The following is a 15503-nucleotide window of genomic DNA, read 5'->3' on the forward strand; positions in this document are numbered from 1 at the left end:
CACGAAGGAAATCCCCTTGCGCGCCGCCCTCTACATGTCCGCTGGCCACGTCGTCGTCGAGGACGTGCCCGACCCCGCGTTGTCCGAGCCGACCGATGCCGTCGTGCGTGTCCTGCGCGCCGCCGTCTGCGGCTCCGACCTGTGGTCCTACCGGGGCGTCATCACCCGTGCCGAGCGGTCCCGGCTGGGCCACGAGTTCATCGGCGTCGTGGAGGAGGTCGGCGGCGAGGTCCGCACCGTCCGCCCCGGCGACCTGGTCGTCGCGCCCTTCACCTGGTCCGACAACACCTGCCCCACCTGCCTGGACGGGATCCAGTCCTCGTGCGAGAGGGGCGGCACCTTCGCCTCGGCGGGCGCCGACGGCGGCCAGGGCCAGGCGGTGCGGGTGCCGTGGGCCGACGGAACGCTGGTGAAGGTGCCCGGCGGCCTGGCCGGTGTGGACGAGTCCGTGTATCCCGCGCTGCTGGCCGCCTCCGACGTGATGGCCACCGGCCTGCACGGAGCCGTCATGGCGGGGGTCACCGAAGGGTCCACGGTGGCCGTCATCGGCGACGGAGCCGTCGGGCTGTGCGCGGTGCTGGGGGCGAAGGCCGTCCTCGGAGCCGAGCGGATCATCCTGATGAGCCGCCACCCGGACCGCGCGGCCGTCGGCAAGGCCTTCGGAGCGACCGACGTCATCGCCGAGCGGGGTGATGAAGGCATCGCGGCCGTACGCGAGCGGACCGGCGGCCTCGGAGTGCGGCACGTGGTCGAGGCCGTCGGCACGCCGGAGTCATGGGCCATGGCGGTCGGCATGGCCCGGGACGGCGGTGCCATCGGCGCGGTGGGCGTGCCGCACACCACGCCGGCGCTGCCGCTGTTCCAGCCGCTCGTCCACAATCTGAGCCTGAACCTCGGGATCGCCCCCGTGCGCCACTACCTGCCCGACCTGGTCTCACGCATCACGGCCGGGACCCTCGACCCCGGCCCGGTGTTCGACACCGTCCTGTCTTTGGAGAACGTGGCGCGGGGCTACGCCGCGATGGCCGCCCGGGAGGCGATCAAGATCATGCTCATCCCGGGCGACCCCGCGCCGGCGCTCTCATAACCGGCCTCCCGGCCGTAGCCGGCCGAGCGTGCGGCACGCGGCGGCCCACCCTCTCGACTTCTGCTTGCAGCCGCATCAAGTTCTGTTCATTCCTGGCGAAAGTCGTTAATCTCATGGCCATCGGTCCTACGGGTCCGAGCCGGATCTTCCCCGCCCAGGGGCCACACCTCGTGGAGAGCAGAAGTGACGATGGCGCGCTGGTTGGGCCGGTTGCTTCTGCTGATCGTCGCGAGCGTGCTGACGATGACCGCCCTGGCGGTGCCCGCTTCTGCCCACGGCCAGCTCGCGATGTCGACACCGGCCAAGGACGGCACGGTGCGCGAGCCGCTGGAGTCGCTCTCCCTCTACTTCACCGAGGCGCCCGCCCCGAACGCGTATTTCGCGGTCACCTCTCCCAGCGGTGCCCGGGTCGACCGGCCCTGGACGCACGGCCGGCCCAAACGCCTCGACAAGCCGGTCCAGGAGTACAACCTCGTCGACGGGTTCTGGGAACCGACCGTGTACAACACCGGATTCCCGGCCGAGGTCCCCGTCGCCTACTGGCCGGAGCGGGGCGAGTACGTCGTCCGGTATCTGTCGATCGCCTCCGACGGAGAGCCGGTGCGGGGTGAGCTGCGGTTCACCTACAAGGGCAAGACCTCGCAGCCGCCCAAGGGCTGGCAGGCCCCCGACAACGAGCCCGACCCCAGCCTGCTCGACTCGGACGGGCACGGGAGCGGCACCCAGGCCCCGGCGCCGTCGACAAACGGCAGCCCGGCGGCGTCCCAGACCGGCGGCAGCCCGGCGGCGATGGGCCCGGCGGCACCCCAGGCCGGCGGCAGCCCGGCCGCCGTTTCCGGAACCGGCGGCAGCCCGGCCGCGGTGCCCGCGACGGGCAGCGCTGCCGCGCGGGTGGCGCAGCCGGCCGACTCCGTGTTGTCGGTATGGCTGGTGCCCGCGGTCCTCGTCGCCGGAGCGGGCGCCCTGGTGGTGCAGGCGGCGCGGAGGCCCGCGCTCGCCACCCCGGCGCCAGGGCGGCCTTCCGGCCGCCCGCAGGCCAGGAAACCCGCACGCGCCCCGGCGTCACGTACTCCACAGCGCTCCAAGTCCACCAAGCGACGCTGACTCGTCCCACCCCCCTCAGGAGAAACCCCCCATGACGATCGCCCCTGCGCGCCTGCGCCCGCTGCTCGCCGTGCTCCCGCTCGGCGTGGCCCTGCTGATGGCCACCTCGGCCTGTGCCGGGTCGGATGCCGCCGCCCCCGCCCAGTCGGCCGCTTCGGTATCCGCCGAGTCCGCTGCCGCGGCTGCCGAGTCGGCTCCCGCCGCCCCCAGCGAGCCGGCCGCGGCCGCTCCCGCCGACCCGGCCGTGAAGGAGATCACCGTCACCATCGCCGGTCGGAAGGTCACCCCGCCGCCGGGCCGCATCGAGGTGGCCGAGGGCCAGACGGTGCGGATCACCGTCACCGGCGACGCCGCCGACGAGGCGCACCTGCACGGGTACGACAAGGAGGCCGAGCTGAAGCCCGGCGTTCCCGCGAGCATCGAGTTCGTCGCCGACCAGACCGGCCTGTTCGAGATGGAAACCCACGAGTCGGGGCTGCAGCTGTTCCAGCTCGTCGTGCGTTAGGCCGCCGGGATGCTGCTGGCTCACGGCGTCGGCGGCCGACAGGACCTGCCGATCCCGTTCTCGGCCGTGCTGACCGGTGCGGCCCTCGCGTTGCTCGTGTCGTTCGTGGCACTCGGCGCGCTGTGGAAACAACCGCGCCTGGACGCCGCCCTCACCGCCGCCCGCTCGGTGCCCGCCGCCCTGCAGACGGTCGTGACGGCGCCGGCCTGGCGGTGGATCTGGCGGGTCGCCGGGCTCGTCGCCGCGGCGTACTTCTGCATCGGGCTGGTCTTCGGTCCCGATCGGGCCGACAATCCCACGGCCGGGGCGTTCTACGTCCTGTTCTGGGTCGGCCTGGTGCCGCTGTCGCTGCTGTTCGGCCCGGTGTGGCGCGGCCTGAACCCGCTGCGGACGCTGCATCTGCTGGCCTGCAAGGGGCTCGGACGCGACCCCGAGCTCGGCCTGCGGCCGCTGCCGGCGGGCGTCGGATACTGGCCCGCCTGCGCCGGGCTGTTCGCCTTCGTCTGGCTCGAACTGGTCGCCCCCGAGCGGGCCACCCTGCCGGTCATCGGCGCCTGGCTCGCGGCCTACGCCGTGCTCATGCTCGCCGGGGCGGTGGTCTTCGGCTCCCGGTGGTTCGGCCACGCCGATCCGTTCGAGGTCTACAGCGACCTCGTGGGCAGGCTCGCCCCGGCGGCCAGACGCGGCGACGGCGTCGTGGTCTGGCGCAACTCCCTCGACGGCATGGCCGGGCTGCGACCGGCACCGGGACTGACGACGCTGGTGGTCGTGCTCCTGGGCTCCACCATGTACGACAGCCTGTCCAACGCCCCGGTGTGGGTGCGCTTCATGCAGGAGAGCGCGGTGCCCGCCCCGGTCACGGGCACCGCGGGCCTGCTCGCCGTCATCGCTGCGGTGCTCGCGGCGTACCGTGCCGCGACCGCGCTCGCCGGCCGATGGGGCGCGGCCCGGCCCGGCACGACGGCGGGACAGATCGCCCACTCGATCGTGCCGATCGCCGTCGGATACGTGGTGGCCCACTACTACACCTTGTTTCTCCTGGAAGGGCAGCGGACCATCGCCCTGCTGTCCGACCCGCTGGACACCGGCGCGAACTGGCTCGGCACCGCCGGGTGGACCATCCAGGCGCTCGGCACCACCCCGGCCGGAGTCGCCACCCTCCAGGTGACGGTCATCGTCATCGGCCACGTGCTGGGCACCGTCCTGGCTCATGACCGCGCACTGGCCCTGTTCCCCCGCCGGACCGCCGTGCTCGGGCAGATTCCCCTGCTCGTGCTGATGGTCGTCTACACCGTCGTGGGGCTGCTTCTCCTGTTCGCCGCCTGAGGCGCGAGGGGGGAAGCCCGTAACGAGCCGCGAGCCGGAGATTCCTCATGTCCGGCTCCGGCCGCGCCATCTCTGGCAGGGCCGGCAGCGCAGCACGCCGGAGCGGCCATGGCTCCGAAGTCGAAACGATTCGACACGTGTCGAAGCCAACGTCGGTTCGCACGCGTCAACGAGAAGGGACTCCGGGACCTGCGTGCCGCGGGGTCGCATGACGGCCGAATGGCGCGGGCGTGTCACGGACGTTTCCGGCTCTTGACCCTCCCGTCACACGCGCTTATGGTCTTGTCGAATCGATTCGCCGAATCGATTCGACCCGGCCGTATCCCGACGGGAAAGGCGCATGGTCACACCCTTGTCTCGGCGGGCACGCAGGATCGTGCCGCACGCCGTTCTCGCCTCCACACTCGCGCCGACCACGATCCCGTGGCCGCGATGCGGGTCGGCCCGTCCGCGAAAGAAGGAAGAATGTCAGCTCATCCGAAACGCTTGGTCGCACTCAGACATCCCGGCGGCACGGCGGCGGCGCCCGGCCAGGGCCGCGGCCTGAAGGGCAGAAAGGGACTCTCGGTCCTCGGGACACTGGCCGCCACCGCCGCCCTCCTGGTCAGCGTCCAGCAGCCCGCCGCGGCGGACCCGAACGCCGGCTCCGCCGGCGTGAAACAGCTGAGCGTCGACCTGTCCGCGAAGACGAAGCCGTCCACAGGGGTGGGTCTCGGCATTCTCTACGGCATCACGCAGGACGGGTTACAACCGGCCGACGAATACCTCGAACCGCTGACACTCAATGCCTTCCGCAGCGGCGGCTGGTACGCGGGCGGCTGGATCAAGGACAAGTACACCTTCGGACCGGGCACCCAGGCCAACATCGACGCGGTCATCGCCGAGGCGAAGCGTTTGCAGCGCCCGCCCCGGCACAAGTTCGAATACCAGGTCCTGCTCAGTGACGTGTTCGGTTCGACCGGCGGAGCTCCGGCGAACACGCTGTGGCCGTGCACCGACGGCGACTGCGGCAACTGGATCGAGTTCATCGACGCGACCGTGACCAGGCTCCAGGCTTCCGGCCAGAAGTTCACCTACGAGATCTGGAACGAGCCCGACCTCAGCATCTTCTGGAGGCCGGGCGTCAACACGGAGCAGTACTTCCAGATGTGGGACAGCGCCTACCGCGAGATCCGGCGCATCGCCCCGGCCGCGACGATCGCCGGCCCGTCCTTCGCCTACACCCCTGAGCGACGCCCCGACGAATGGCAGGCCTTCCTGGCCCACGTCAAGGCCGCCAACACCGTCCCGGACGAGATCACCAACCACGACGAGGGGACCGTCGACGACCCGGTCACCGTCGGCAGGTCCCTGTCGGACGCGCTCGACGCCAACGGGATCGCCCAACGGCCCCTGTCGGCCAACGAGTACCAGCCCGCGGACCGGCAGACCGCCGGAGACACCGCCTGGTACAACGCCCGGCTGGCGCAGTCGAACTACGCCAACGCCATGCGCGGAAACTGGAGCTGCTGCGTCATTCCGAACCTGACCGGGCTGCTCACCAAGCTCCCGAGCGGATGGGCGCCCAACGGTAACTGGTGGGTGATGCGCACGTACGCCGACATGACGGGAACACTGGTCTCCACCTCCGAACAGGTCGGATCGACCGCGATCTCCGCGTCGGCGGACCCGGCGAAGAAGCGCGCGGTGGCGCTGCTCGGTGACATCCAGGGCGCATACACCGGGCCGATGGCCGTGACGTTCACGGGGCTGTCCTCGACGCCGTGGCTGGTCCACGGCGGTCTCGCGCACGCCACCGTCTACAGGATCCCGGACCAGGCCCCCCTGTACACGCGCCAGGTCGTCTTCAGCCAGGACGTCAAGGTCGACAACGGCGCCATCACGGTGCCGTTCGACTTCGCGTCGCAGCACGACGCCTACGCCGTCTATCTGTCCTGGACCGAACCGCAGGAGATCTCTCTCGGCGCCCCGGCCGCCGTACGGCCCGGGAGCACCTACACGGTCCCGGTGACGTTCACCAACGGCGGCGGGCAGATGGATCGCGACGTCCGGACGAGTCTCGCCGCCTACACCCCGGACGGCAAGCCGGCCCCGGGGATCACCATCACCTGCGCCGACGGTCCCGCGCCGGCGTGCCCGGGCGTGCCCAAGCTGGACGCCGGTCAGAGCACCGTCGTGCGGTACACGATGAGAACCTCTGCCGATCTCCCCAAGGACAACTACCGGTTCACGGCGGTCGCCACGGCGAAGTCCGAAGGGCAGGACATCTCCGTGAAGAACTCGGCCGACGCGTTGTTGCAATGTGAGGTGGGGGACGTCTGCGAGGCCGAGGACGGAACTCTGGCCGGCGGAGCATGCCTGGCCACGGACCATCCCGGGTACACGGGATCGGGCTTCGTCGCGTGCTTCACCTCACGGGGGCCGAGCGTGACCCAGCGGATCGTCGCCCCTGACGCGGGCACATACTCGCTGGACCTCCGCTATGCGGCCGGCCCCGACGGTCCGGCCGGCACCCGGAGCGCATCGGTGTCGGTCAACGGCGGAGCTCCCCGGCAAATCCTGCTTCCGCTCACCGGGAGCTGGAACACCTGGGCCGACGCGACCATTCCGGTGCAGCTCGCGGCGGGCGTGAACACGATCAGCGTCAGCTACGGTTCCGGTGACGCCGGGTGGTTCAACCTCGACCACCTGGTAGCCGGCAAGTAGCACATCGCATACTCGGGCGGCCCCATCCGGCAACCGGCTACGCCGGTGGCGGATGGGGCCGCTGCCTGCCGCGCCGGAACGGACGGCCCCCGTCAAGGCGTGGCCGGCGATTCCGATACCCAGGGTGGTGCGGGGAGCTCGCCTGAAAGGCTCGTCACTGTCTTCCCTCCGGAGTCAGCACCTGCCGGGTCCGCTCCCCGCTCCAGGCCGCTTCGAGGATCGCGGTCAGGCTGGCGGTGTCGGCCGGGCCCGGATGGTTCTGGATCAGGCGGGTGACGCCGCCGGCCATCTCGGCGAAGCGCGGGAGGTCGGCGCGTGCCACGCCGATGTCCGCCAAGGTGGGAGGGATGCCGATGTCGGCGAGGAGCCCGTCGAGCCAGGTGAGGAACATGTCCGCGGCCTCGGCGTCCGAGGCGCCGGTCACGTCGAGCCCGCACACTCCGGCGAGGACGGCCAGCCGGTCGGCGATGGCGTCCTTGGCCGCGTCCAGCGCGTACGGCAGCAGCAGCCCGACGCCCAGGCCGTGCGGCGTGTGGGTGGCCGCGCCGATGGGGTACTGGAGTGCGTGCGGAGCCGCGGTGCCCGCGTGGGCGAACGCGAGCCCCGCCAGCATGGACCCATAGGACATGTCCGCGCGGGCGTCCTTGTCGCCTCCGTCCTTGACGACGCGCGGCAGGCTGCGGGCGATCCGCTTCGCGGCCAGAAGCGCGTAGTGATCGGTGACCGCGTTGCGGCCGAGGAAGACCTGCTCCACCGGGTCGCGCGGCCCGTGGGGCCGGGGTCGCGCGGTGTAGCTCTCCACCGCGTGACAGAACGCGTCGATGCCGGAGTGGGCGCTGACGGTTGCCGGGCAACTGTAGGTGAGCTCGGGGTCGACGATGGCGAAGTCGGGCACGATATGGACGCTGGAGACCCCCACCTTCAGCTCGCGGTCCGGGTCGGTCAGCACCGAGACGGGGGTGAGCTCGGAGCCGGTGCCGGACGTCGTCGGCACCGCGACGAGAGGGATCGTCGGACCCGGCACCTTCGACTCGCCGTAGTAGTCGCGCGGCGACCCGCCGTGACGCCGGATGACGCCGACGATCTTGGCGAGGTCGATCACCGTGCCACCCCCGATGGCGAGGATCACGTCGGCGTCCACCTCCGCGGCGGCCGAGACGGCCAGGGCGACGTCGGAGAGCGGCACGTCCGGAGTCGCGTCGGCGAACACCCCGGTGACCGCTGCCTTCTCCCGCACGGCGGCCACGATCCCGGCCACACCCGGCTGCTCCAGCAGAACCCGGTCGGTCACGATGAGGACGCGCGAGCCGCACTCGGCCACCACCCGTGGGATGTTCTCCGCGACCCCTTCGCCCACGATCAGCTGGCGTGGTCCGCGGACGGTCTCAAGCATGTAAAGGCCTCTCTGGAACGTCGGCGGTGATGTGCTGGGCGGACGTCCGGGTCTCCTGCGAGACCGGGACGGCGTCGCCGAGGGCGGTGGGAGTCAAGGTCGCGACCAGCGCCTCGGTCATGAGCCCGAGGGCGTGGCGTTCGGCAGGTCGATCGCCGCGTAGGTGACGTCGAGGTACTCGAGGATGCCCTCGTGCGACCCCTCCTTGCCGATCCCGGACTGCTTCACGCCGCCGAACGGAGCCGACGGGTCCGAGATCAGGCCGCGGTTGATGCCGATCATCCCCGTCTCCAGCCCCTCGGCGAACCTGAGCGCCCGCTGGAGGTCGCGGGTGAAGACGTATCCGACGAGGCCGTGCTCGGTGTCGTTGGCCTTCGCCATCACCTCGTCGTCGGACGTGAACGAGATGATCGGCGCCACCGGGCCGAAGATCTCCTCCCCCAGCATCCGCGCGTCCTCGGGCACGTCGGCGAGGACGGTCGGCGGGTAGAAGTGGCCAGGCCCGTCCGGACGCTCGCCGCCCACCAGGACACGGGCGCCGCGCTCGACCGCGTCGGCGACGAGCTCGTCGATCTTGGCGACCGAGGCCTCGTCGATCAGCGGCCCGACGTCCACGCCGTCGTCGAGACCATGGCCCACCGAGAGCGCGCCCATCCGCTTGGCGAAGCGCGCGGTGAACTCCTCGCGCACCGGCTCCTCGACATAGATGCGGTTGGCCGCGATGCAGGACTCCCCGATGTTGCGCATCTTGGCCACCATGGCGCCGTCGACCGCGACGTCCAGGTCGGCGTCGGCGCACACGATCAGGGCCGCGTTGCCACCCAATTCCATGGAGGTGCGCAGCACGTTGTCCGCCGCCTGCCGCAGCAGCACGCGCCCGACCTCGGTCGATCCGGTGAACGAGAGCTTGCGGGTGCGGCGGTCGGCCAGCAGCGCCGAGACCACCGTGCCGGCACGCTTGGTCGTCACGACGTTGACGACACCCGGGGGAACGCCGACCTCCTCCATGATGCGGGCCAGCAGCAGCATGGTGAGAGGCGTCTGGGCGGCCGGCTTGGTGATCGTCGTGCAGCCCGCCGCGAGCGCAGGAGCGATCTTGCGGGCGCCCATGGCCAGCGGGAAGTTCCAGGGCGTCACGAAGACGCACGGCCCGACCGGCTTCGGCACGGTGAGGATGCGATATCCACCACCGGGGGCGGTGTTGTAGCGCCCCTCGATGCGCACCGCCTCCTCCGCGAACCAGCGGAAGAACTCGGCGCCGTAGGCCACCTCCGCCCGGGCCTCGGCGAGCGGCTTGCCCATCTCGAGGGTGATCAGGCGGGCGACCTCCTCGGACCGCTCGGTCAGCGCCCGGTATGTCGCGGTCAGCAGCTCCGACCGTTTCCGCGGCGGGGTCGCCGCCCACTCCGCCAGCGCCTTGGTCGCCGCGTCAAGCGCGGCGAGCCCGTCGTCGACGCCGGCGTCCGCCACCTCGGCGATGGTCGTGCCGGTGGCCGGGTCCTCGACGGCGAAGGTGGCTCCGCCGGCGGCGTCGCGCCAGGCGTCGCCGATCCGGAGCCGCCGGTGCTCGGGGGCCAGGACGTTGATGGGGTCACTCACTGCGTACGCCTCCTGTGATGTTCTTGGTGATGTCCGGCGTGACCTCGCCGCCCTGTGTGTTCATCTCCCGGCATCGGACAACGACAGCCCGGTGTCCGCGTCGAACAGGTGCGCCCGGTCCAGGTCGACCGTGACCTGCAGCCGCTCGCCCGGCACACCCGTGACTGTCGGTCGTGCCTTGACCTTGAGGATCTCCGTCCCCACGCGGACGTCGACCACCGTCCGGTCGCCGAGCGGCTCAAGCCCGTAGAGCTCCCCCGGCAGCGACGCGTCCCCGCGCTGCTCGATGGACACGTTCTCCGCGCGCAGGCCCAGCAGCAGCGGACGGCCGTCCTCGGCCATGGCCCAGCGAGGCCGCGGCAGCGTCCAGCTCTCACCGACCAGGCGGTCTCCCTCGGCGCGGCAGGCGAGCAGGCTGATATGCGGGCTCCCGACGAATCCCGCGACCCACTGGTTGGCCGGACGCTCGTACACCTCGGCCGGCGTTCCGACCTGTTGCACCTTCCCCTCTTTGAGGACCGCGACCTGGTCGGCCATCGACAGGGCCTCGACCTGGTCGTTGGTCACGTAGATGAAGGTCGCTCCGAGGCTCCGGTGGATGCGGGTGAGCTCGGTGCGCATCTCGACGCGGAGCTTGAGGTCGAGGTTCGTCAGCGGCTCGTCCATGAGGAACGCGCGCGGGCTGCGGACCAGCGCCCGCGCCAGGGCGACACGCTGCATCTCACCGCCCGACATCTGCGCGGGACGACGCTGCAGCAGCCGTTCGATGTGCAGCAGGCTCGACATCCGCTCGACGGCGGCCGCGATCTCGCTCGAAGAACAGCGGCGTGCCCGCAGCGGCGAGGCGATGTTCTCGTACGCCGTGAGTTTCGGGTAGAGGGCGTAGCTCTGGAACACCATGGCCAGGTCGCGGTCGGCCGGGGCGTCGCCGGTCGCGTCCCTCCCGTCCAGGTGCACCGAGCCGGCATCGAGCTTCTCGAGGCCGGCGATCGCCCGCAGGGTCGTCGTCTTGCCCGCCCCGGAGGGGCCGAGCACGACGAAGAACGAGCCGTCCGGCACGTCCAGCGTCACCCCGTCCAGTGCCTGGACCTTGCCGAAGGACTTGCGCAGCCCGTGCGCTGCCACGGTTCCCATCAGGCCACCAGCTCTTCCGTGCTCACGTCGTAGACCGGCGGGGGCCCGCCGGTGTGCCGCAGACCGACCGGTGCGTCGGCGGCGAAACGGACAGTCGGCGGCATCCGGACCCGCACCTCGTGCTCACCGCCGTGGTCGACCACGTAGATGATCTCGTCGCCCAGCCACTCGGCCGAGATCACGCGGGCCGGGGCCGAACCCTCCGCCCCCGGTTCCGTGACTTCCAGCGCCTCCGGCCGTACGCCTGCGACCAGGCGGCGGTCGCGCGGCAGGCCCGGCGGCGGCGTGAGGACCAGCCCGCCCTTACTGCGCAGCTTCCCGTCGGCGATCTCCACCTCGATCAGGTTCATCGGCGGTGAGCCGATGAACGCGGCGCAGAACAGGCTCGCCGGGCGGTCGTAGACCTCCAGCGGTGTGCCGATCTGCTCGACGCGGCCCTTGTTGAGGATGGCGATCCTGTGGCCGAGCGACATCGCCTCGACCTGGTCGTGGGTGACGTAGACCATCGTCGTCCCCAGCTCCCCCTGGAGGTGCTTGATCTCCGTGCGCATGTCCGCCCTCAGCTCCGCGTCCAGGTTGGTGAGGGGTTCGTCCATGAGGAACGCGCGCGGTCGCCGCACCAGGGCGCGAGCGAGCGCGACGCGCTGCTGCTCACCGCCGGACAGCCGGTGCGGTCGCCGGTCCAGGAGCGGGCCGAGCCGCATCAGCCGGGCGGCCTCGTCGACCCGCTCGCGCACCTCCGCCTTGGGCAGTCCCTCGGCCCGCAGCGGGAACGCCAGGTTGTCGCGGGTCCTCAGGTGCGGATAGAGAGCGTAGAACTGGAACACCATGGCGATGTCGCGCTCGGCGGGCGGCAGGTCGTTGACCAGCGTGTCGCCGATGCGGATGTCGCCCGTCGTCTGCCTCTCCAGGCCGGCGATGGCCCGCAGCGTCGTCGTCTTGCCGCACCCCGAAGGGCCGAGCATCACGAACAGCTCGCCGTCGCCGATGGACAGGTCCACGTGCTCGACCGCGACGGTCCCGTCCGGATACCGCTTGTGCAGGGCGGTCACCTCGATGCCCGCCATCAGCGTCGCACCGCCCCGAGCGTCACACCGGCGACGAGGTGCTTGCGCACCAGGTAGGCGAAGATGAGCACCGGCAGGGCGAACACCACGGAGGAGGCGGCCACGAGACCCCAGTCCACGGTGGTCCCGCCGATGAGGCCGGCGATGGCGGGCGGGGCCGTACGCACACTGTCGCTGGAGGTGAGGAAGATGGCGAACACGAACTCGTTCCACGAGAAGATGAGTGCGAACACCGCCGTCGCGGCGATGCCGGGCAGCAGCAGCGGAAGGGTGAACCGCCGGAACGCCTGCAGGCGGGTGTAGCCGTCGAGCATGGCGGCGTCCTCGTACTCCGCGGGCACCTCGTCGACGAACCCCTTCATCATCCAGATCGTGAACGGGACGTTGAACGCGGCGTAGATGAGGATCAGGCCCAGTTTGGAGTCGATGAGCCCGACCTGGCGGTACATGAGGAAGATCGGGATCACGACCACCACGGGCGGCATGAAGCGGGTGGACAGGATGAAGAACAGCTGGTCCTTCTTGGCCTTCACGGCGAAGCGCGAGTAGGCCCAGGCCGCCGGGACCCCCAGCACGGTGGCCAGCGCCGTGGAGACCCCGGCGACCACGACGGAGTTGAGGAACGCGACGGACAAGGTCGAACGGCCGCCGCCGGAGGCGACGAACACGTCCTTGAAATGGTCGAGGGTGACCGTGAAACCGAAGAACTTCGCCGGGATGGCGTAGACGTCCCGGTTCTCCTTGATGGACGTCTCGACCATCCACAGCACCGGAAAGAGCATCACGACGGCCAGCACGGCCAGCAGCGCGACCTCCAGCACCGAGCGGCCGCGAAGGCCGAAGCGGCGCGCGGGGGGCGTCTCATCCCGGACAGGACTCGTGGACACGGCCTCGTCGACGGACACGGCCATCAGTCCTCCTTGAGCTTGTTCAAGTAGCGCAGATAGAGCTGCGTAAGGACGATGACGACGAGGACCATGAGGATCCCGTACGCCGATGCGGTTCCGGTGTTGAAGCCCAGGAACGCGACCTTGTAGACGTGGAACGACAACGTCTCGGTGGAGACCCCCGGCCCTCCGCTGGTGAGGATGTAGACGAGGTCGAACAGCCGGAACGCCTCGATGGCCCTGAACAGCACGGCGATGAGGAGCAGCGGCCACACCAGCGGAAGAGTGATGGTGCGGAACCGGAACCACTCGGACGCCCGGTCGATCGAGGCGGCCTCGTACAGGTACTTCGGGACCGCGGTGAGGCCCGCGAGCGCGATGAGCATGATGAACGGCGTCCACTGCCAGGTGTCGACCACGATCAGCGAGAACAACGCCGTCTGCTGCCGGGTGAGCCACTCCACCTGCCCCAGGCCGAGCGAGCCGAGCATGCTGTTGATCACGCCGAACTGCGCGTCGAGCATGAACCGCCAGAACAGCCCGACCACGACCGGCGACAGCATCATCGGAACCAGGAACAGCGTGGTCAGCAGCCCTCGCCCGTGCGTACGCCGCGAGATCAGATAGGCGATGGTGAAGCCCAGCACGGTCTGCAGGGCGACGGCGCCGATCACGTAGATCAGCGTCGTCAGGGCCCTCAGGTGGACCTGCGCCGAAGCCAGGATGGCGGTGTAGTTCTCGAGCCCGACGAAATTGGCCGGCCCCCCGCGGGTGGCCGAGTAGTCGGTGAACGACAGGTACAACGCCCACAGCAACGGAAACACCGACATCGCGAGCAACAGCAGCAGCGCCGGGGAGATGAAGACCACGGCGAGCCATCGGTCGCTCAGGCGGCGGGACCGGCCCCGGGCCGGCGGCGTCGCGGACGCCGCCTGCCCGGGGTGGTCGGTCGTCAGGGAGGCGGAGTCACTCACAGCCCGCCGCCGCCCTTACGGTTGCTGGAGTCGAGCACGCTCTGCTGCTGCTTCGCGATGTCGTCGAGCGCCTCCTTCGGGCTCTTCGCGCCGTTGAGAGCCGCGTTCACGTTGGTGTTCTCGATGTCGACGAGACGCGCGTACTCGGGCACGTTCCACATGTCCCGCATCCGCGGAACCGAGTCGGCGTACACCTTGTTGAACGGCCCGGCGTTGAGGAACTCGGGCGACTCGAGGGCGTCCGTACGCGCGGGCACGCCACCGGCGGCGGCCCACTTCTTCTGGATGTCGGCCTGCTCGAACCACTTCATGAAGTTCAGCGCCTCCGCCTGCTTCTCTTCCGAGGAGTAGGCCGACACGTGCATCCCCATGCCGCCGAGAGGCACCAGGTTCGTCTTCTGGGTCGGCAGGGTGGCGAAGCCCAGCTTCTCGAGGATCTCCTCCCGCGTGCTGCCGAGCGTCGACTCCTTCGGGTCGAGCAGGGCGCCGCTCGCGGCGATCCAGTTGAACGCGATGCACGCCTTGCCCTGGGCGACCGCCGCGTTCACCTCGTCGATGAACCAGTTGCCGGAGCCCTTGGCGGTCAGCGGCTTCATCTTGTTGACCAGGACGTCCATCGCCTCCTGGCCCGCGGCGTCGTTGAGGACGCCGTCGATCTTGCGCGTCTTGGCGTCCCAGAGGTTGCCGCCGTAGACGCCGTTGACCGTGTTGTAGGTGACGGCCGCGGCGTCGGAGCCGTTGGCCTGGTGGAAGGCCAGGCCGCTGACGCCGGGGTTGTCCGCCTGGCACTTCTCGGCGACAGAGATCATCTCGTCCCAGGTCTGCGGCGGTTTGTCGCCGATCAGGTCCTTGCGATAGATCATCGTCCAGGTGTCGCCGAGCAGCGGCAGTCCGTACAGGCTGGCGTTCTCGTCGCGCTTGCCGGTCTCCGCCTGGGGGAACTGGCCGTAGGCCGCCAGGAGATACGGGTTGTAGGCGTTGACGTCGATGTTCTTCTTGACGAAGTCGGTGATGTCGAGGATGTTGCCGTTCGTCACGGCCTCGCCGATGTGCTGCGAGTCCAGGATCGGGATATCGAAGTCGGTCTTGTGCGCCGCGAACTGGGTGAACATGGCGTCGTGCCAGTTCGCGTTCGGCACGGTGTTGACCTTGATGGTCACGTTCGGCCGCACCTTGGTGTACTCCGCGTTCGCGAAGTCCTCCAGCGCGTGAGCGGGGGGCCAGTCGAACCAGATGAAGCTGAGGGTCAGCGGGTCCTTGGTGAGCTCGGGGATGGTCGCCGGCGCCTTGGGGGCGCTGCTATCCGTGCCGCCGCCGCAGGCCACCGCGGTCGTGACCATCAACATGGCCGCCGCTGCCAGCCGTGCCCTTCGACCGGGAACCGACAGTCGTCCTATTCGATGTGGATACCGCATCCTTGCCTGCTTTCTGGGTGGGGGGCTTTGGAGCCTTGCTGCGTGCTTCGCCGAGCAGTTGGGGGGTGTTGAGGCGTGTTACCGGCTGTCGCAGGGGCTGACCCGCAGACAGGGGCGTCACGAGTACGCCACGACGCAGTGGAGCTCCAGGCAGGCGCGAAGTCCTTCGGGCCGTGCGGGGCCCGGCGGCGAATCGAATAGGACGTCGAACATGCTCATGAGGAGCTCCAACTGGTCGAAGCGGAGCGATGGCGGACGATTCCGCGATTTGTGGGGGATGGCCAGCATCCGCCCCCTTTCCTATAC

The 15503-nt window shown here is 70.2% G+C and carries 12 protein-coding genes; 5 read left to right on the forward strand and 7 right to left on the reverse strand.

What is annotated here, in order from left to right; all coding sequences use genetic code 11:
• Positions 1-16: 16 nt before the first annotated feature.
• The 5 genes from FLV34_RS29320 (at position 17) to FLV34_RS29340 (ending at position 6728) form a co-directional block, all read left to right on the forward strand.
• Positions 17-1087, forward strand: coding sequence for an alcohol dehydrogenase catalytic domain-containing protein (locus FLV34_RS29320; protein WP_205830221.1), 1071 nt, complete (start codon positions 17-19; stop codon positions 1085-1087).
• A 189-nt stretch (positions 1088-1276) separates the two neighbouring features.
• Positions 1277-2191 (forward strand): copper resistance protein CopC, encoded by a 915-nt coding sequence (locus FLV34_RS29325; protein WP_147944642.1) that lies wholly within the window; start codon positions 1277-1279, stop codon positions 2189-2191.
• Positions 2192-2222: 31 nt separating this feature from the next.
• Positions 2223-2696: a hypothetical protein gene (locus FLV34_RS29330; protein ID WP_142647709.1), complete on the forward strand. Its 474-nt coding sequence runs from the start codon at positions 2223-2225 to the stop codon at positions 2694-2696.
• A 9-nt stretch (positions 2697-2705) separates the two neighbouring features.
• On the forward strand, positions 2706-4022 hold the full coding sequence (locus FLV34_RS29335; protein ID WP_142647711.1) for a hypothetical protein: 1317 nt from the start codon (positions 2706-2708) through the stop codon (positions 4020-4022).
• A 486-nt stretch (positions 4023-4508) separates the two neighbouring features.
• The gene (locus FLV34_RS29340) at positions 4509-6728 is read left to right on the forward strand and encodes a CBM35 domain-containing protein (RefSeq protein ID WP_222709664.1); all 2220 of its coding nucleotides are present in this window, start codon (positions 4509-4511) and stop codon (positions 6726-6728) included.
• 154 nt (positions 6729-6882) lie between these two features.
• On the opposite strand, the gene FLV34_RS29345 is transcribed toward FLV34_RS29340, so the two are convergent.
• The 7 genes from FLV34_RS29345 to FLV34_RS29375 all read right to left on the reverse strand — a co-directional run bounded on the left by FLV34_RS29345 (position 6883) and on the right by FLV34_RS29375 (position 15128).
• Entirely contained in the window at positions 6883-8121 is a 1239-nt protein-coding gene (locus tag FLV34_RS29345) for an iron-containing alcohol dehydrogenase (protein ID WP_142647714.1), read from the reverse strand.
• A 117-nt stretch (positions 8122-8238) separates the two neighbouring features.
• Positions 8239-9720 carry an NAD-dependent succinate-semialdehyde dehydrogenase gene (locus FLV34_RS29350; protein WP_142647716.1) on the reverse strand — a complete coding sequence of 494 codons (1482 nt, stop codon included), beginning with the start codon at positions 9718-9720 and terminating at the stop codon, positions 8239-8241.
• Between the two features lie 60 nt (positions 9721-9780).
• Complete coding sequence (locus FLV34_RS29355; RefSeq protein WP_147944644.1) at positions 9781-10854, reverse strand: ABC transporter ATP-binding protein; 1074 nt, start codon at positions 10852-10854, stop codon at positions 9781-9783.
• Complete coding sequence (locus FLV34_RS29360) at positions 10854-11921, reverse strand: ABC transporter ATP-binding protein (RefSeq protein WP_142647720.1); 1068 nt, start codon at positions 11919-11921, stop codon at positions 10854-10856. The genes FLV34_RS29355 and FLV34_RS29360 overlap by 1 nt, the downstream gene beginning before the upstream one ends.
• Positions 11921-12832, reverse strand: a complete 912-nt coding sequence (locus FLV34_RS29365; protein ID WP_147944645.1) for a carbohydrate ABC transporter permease — start codon at positions 12830-12832, stop codon at positions 11921-11923. The genes FLV34_RS29360 and FLV34_RS29365 overlap by 1 nt, the downstream gene beginning before the upstream one ends.
• Entirely contained in the window at positions 12832-13782 is a 951-nt protein-coding gene (locus tag FLV34_RS29370; RefSeq protein ID WP_142647724.1) for a carbohydrate ABC transporter permease, read from the reverse strand. Before FLV34_RS29370 ends, FLV34_RS29365 begins: the two co-directional genes overlap by 1 nt.
• Complete coding sequence (locus FLV34_RS29375; protein ID WP_205830223.1) at positions 13779-15128, reverse strand: extracellular solute-binding protein; 1350 nt, start codon at positions 15126-15128, stop codon at positions 13779-13781. The genes FLV34_RS29370 and FLV34_RS29375 overlap by 4 nt, the downstream gene beginning before the upstream one ends.
• Positions 15129-15503: the final 375 nt, after the last annotated feature.

It is taken from the genome of Microbispora sp. CSR-4 (assembly GCF_008033685.1).
Taxonomy (GTDB): domain Bacteria; phylum Actinomycetota; class Actinomycetes; order Streptosporangiales; family Streptosporangiaceae; genus Microbispora.

Coding starts and splice junctions, on each gene's coding strand:
- FLV34_RS29325 (WP_147944642.1), top strand. CDS start 1,277: ATGGCGCGCTGGTTGGGCCGGTTGCTTCTGCTGATCGTCGCGAGCGTG.
- FLV34_RS29330 (WP_142647709.1), top strand. CDS start 2,223: ATGACGATCGCCCCTGCGCGCCTGCGCCCGCTGCTCGCCGTGCTCCCG.
- FLV34_RS29335 (WP_142647711.1), top strand. CDS start 2,706: ATGCTGCTGGCTCACGGCGTCGGCGGCCGACAGGACCTGCCGATCCCG.
- FLV34_RS29345 (WP_142647714.1), bottom strand. CDS start 8,121: ATGCTTGAGACCGTCCGCGGACCACGCCAGCTGATCGTGGGCGAAGGG.
- FLV34_RS29355 (WP_147944644.1), bottom strand. CDS start 10,854: ATGGGAACCGTGGCAGCGCACGGGCTGCGCAAGTCCTTCGGCAAGGTC.
- FLV34_RS29360 (WP_142647720.1), bottom strand. CDS start 11,921: ATGGCGGGCATCGAGGTGACCGCCCTGCACAAGCGGTATCCGGACGGG.
- FLV34_RS29365 (WP_147944645.1), bottom strand. CDS start 12,832: ATGGCCGTGTCCGTCGACGAGGCCGTGTCCACGAGTCCTGTCCGGGAT.
- FLV34_RS29375 (WP_205830223.1), bottom strand. CDS start 15,128: ATGTTGATGGTCACGACCGCGGTGGCCTGCGGCGGCGGCACGGATAGC.